This window comes from Ideonella sp. P3_A4 (assembly GCF_056403075.1).
On the sequence record NZ_JBFUGE010000811.1, the window covers coordinates 1 to 2330 of the forward strand.

At 61.0% G+C, this 2330-nt stretch carries 5 protein-coding genes; all 5 read left to right on the forward strand.

What is annotated here, in order from left to right; translation table 11 throughout:
* Positions 1-376 (forward strand): class I SAM-dependent methyltransferase (locus AC1DYI_RS33030; RefSeq protein ID WP_477208338.1); only part of this gene is annotated, 376 nt, incomplete at its 5' end.
* Positions 377-378: 2 nt separating this feature from the next.
* Positions 379-849 carry a GNAT family N-acetyltransferase gene (locus AC1DYI_RS33035; protein ID WP_477208339.1) on the forward strand — a complete coding sequence of 157 codons (471 nt, stop codon included), beginning with the start codon at positions 379-381 and terminating at the stop codon, positions 847-849.
* A complete protein-coding gene (locus tag AC1DYI_RS33040; protein ID WP_477208340.1) occupies positions 846-1379 on the forward strand; it encodes a GNAT family N-acetyltransferase in 534 nt (177 codons plus the stop codon). The genes AC1DYI_RS33035 and AC1DYI_RS33040 overlap by 4 nt, the downstream gene beginning before the upstream one ends.
* Positions 1380-1489: 110 nt before the next feature.
* Entirely contained in the window at positions 1490-1693 is a 204-nt protein-coding gene (locus AC1DYI_RS33045; RefSeq protein ID WP_477208341.1) for a hypothetical protein, read from the forward strand.
* Between the two features lie 3 nt (positions 1694-1696).
* Positions 1697-2287 (forward strand): macro domain-containing protein, encoded by a 591-nt coding sequence (locus tag AC1DYI_RS33050; protein ID WP_477208342.1) that lies wholly within the window; start codon positions 1697-1699, stop codon positions 2285-2287.
* Positions 2288-2330 lie beyond the last annotated feature (43 nt).

Genomic DNA, 2330 nt, shown 5'->3' on the forward strand with positions numbered 1-2330 from the left:
TGCTTATTCGATATCGCTCGCCCTCAAGATTTGCAATCGTCGTTTGGTCTTGCAAGAAGCTCTGCGGGTACTTCGCTCAGGCGGCCGTCTCGTCGTTCTGGAAGCGTCAAACATTCCATGGCGCCCTCTACAAAGGGCCTACCTCGCTTACATGTCAGCCTGCATGCCTGTGCTCGGCTGGCTGGCCACAGGCGGCGACGCATCTGCATACCGCTACCTCTTGCACGGCATACGAGAGTTCCCGTCGGCTGAGCAACTCTCCGCCGAGTTGGAGCAACTGGGCTTTTGCGATGTCAAGTTTGAGCGACAGTCACTCGGCATTGTCGCGATTCACACTGCACGCAAGCCAGCCACCCCCATGTCAAACGCTAGCTGACCATGAACGTCGCTCTGGAGTCCCCCGATCAGCCTGAGGTCGTCGCGCTCATTGCCGAGCTGGACGCCTACCAGGACACGCTCTACCCGCCGGAGAGCAGGCACGCGTTGGATCTTGCTTCGTTGAAGCAGCCCAACGTCGTGTTTGTCGTCGCACGGGATAGCGCGCTTCGCGCACTTGGCTGCGGCGCCCTCGTTATCGGCCCAGAGTTCGGCGAGCTCAAGCGCATGTACGTGAGCCCACAATGTCGCGGCCAAGGGGTCGGCAAGCTCCTCATTGCCTTGCTTGAATCCAAGGCCACCGAGCTCGGCTGCACCTTGCTCAAACTCGAAACCGGGCCCTTTCAGCCCGAGGCACTGGGCTTGTACGAGCGCTGTGGCTATGAACGCCGCGGTCCGTTCGGCAAGTACACCGATGATCCACTGAGCGTCTTCATGCAAAAGCGCCTTCTGCCAGGGTCCGTTGCCACATGAGCACTGCGCTGACTCACAGGCTCGCACGCCCCGAAGACCTGGAGGCGCTGCGGGAGTTGATGAGCGCCGCCATTTCCGAGTTGCAGAAGCCCTTTCTTGACGACCGCCAGATCGCGTCCAGCCGAACCATCATGGGGCTCGACACGCAACTCATCGAAGACCGGACGTACTTCGTCGTCGAATCGGACGGCAAGCTCGCCGGCTGCGGAGGTTGGAGCCGCCGTGCCACGCTCTACGGCAGCGATCAATCACCGGGCCGCAGCCCTGCTCTGCTAAACCCGAAGCTCGACGCAGCACGAGTGCGCGCGATGTACACCCATCCTGATCACACTCGCAGAGGCATCGGTCGCCTGATTCTGGGGCTCTGCGAGGCAGCCGCCAGGAGCGAGGGTTTCAGCACTGTCGAGTTGATGGCCACGATGGCGGGCGAACCGCTCTATCGGGCTTGCGGCTATGAAGCCATCGAGCGCGTTCACGATGATCGGGGCGGGGTTGCCGTGCCCCTACTGCGCATGCGCAAGCCGCTGTAAAGCTCCGAGAGCGCCCTCACCCGGCCTGCGCGGTCTTGGCCCACTTGGCTGCAGCGAGACACCTACACTGATGGCCCAATCACGTTGAGCCTGCTGTATAGCCAGCCGTCATGAGCGAATCTTCATTGTTGTGGGGTGTGCTGTTTGGTGCTGTTGGTCTCGGGTACTTTGTCTACGGGAAGAAGCAGCGAGCTGTCGTGCCATTGATCTGCGGCGTAGCTCTCATGGTGCTTCCATATTTCGTTTCCAACGCCTGGCTGCTCGGCGCCTTGGGTATCGCCATCGCAGCAGTTCCATACTTTGTGAGAGATTGAGCCATGCTCTCCATCCATCTTCGAGACATCAGTTCTGCGGTCACCTCAGCGTGGCAGGCAGCCTTTGCCGATGCGCCAGACGTCGAGGTCAGTTGCGGCGACATCTTTGGCGCCAAGGCAGATGCCATCGTCAGCCCGGCCAACAGCTTTGGCTATATGGACGGTGGGATCGACCTGGTCTATTCGCGGTTCTTTGGCTGGGAGCTTGAGTCACGCCTGAAAGCGCACCTGCTGGAGCACCACTTTGGCGAACTGCCAGTTGGCCAGGCAGTTGTGGTGGCAACGGAGCACGCCGCCATCCCATTTCTCGTGAGTGCGCCAACCATGCGCGTGCCTGCAAGCATCAGCAGGACGGTCAACGTCTATCTGGCGTTTCGCGCTGCGCTCATGGCCGTGATGAAGCACAACGAAGGCGCGTCAACTCCCATAGCTTCGCTGCTTGTTCCCGGCTTGGGAACGGGTGTCGGCGAGGTGCCTCCGGAACGCGCGGCCCGCCAAATGAGGCTGGCCTACAACGCCATCATCCGCGGCGATGGCCTCAAGAGCCGAAACGCGGGTGCCATTTGGGGTGAGCATCAAGAGCTGCTGTCCTGAACGGGTGCTTGCGGCACTGCTACTGGCAGAGCGATCGTTGTCC

Bases quoted from the DNA above. Each gene is read 5' to 3' on its own strand.
- AC1DYI_RS33035 (WP_477208339.1), top strand. From the start codon at position 379: ATGAACGTCGCTCTGGAGTCCCCCGATCAGCCTGAGGTCGTCGCGCTC.
- AC1DYI_RS33040 (WP_477208340.1), top strand. From the start codon at position 846: ATGAGCACTGCGCTGACTCACAGGCTCGCACGCCCCGAAGACCTGGAG.
- AC1DYI_RS33045 (WP_477208341.1), top strand. From the start codon at position 1,490: ATGAGCGAATCTTCATTGTTGTGGGGTGTGCTGTTTGGTGCTGTTGGT.
- AC1DYI_RS33050 (WP_477208342.1), top strand. From the start codon at position 1,697: ATGCTCTCCATCCATCTTCGAGACATCAGTTCTGCGGTCACCTCAGCG.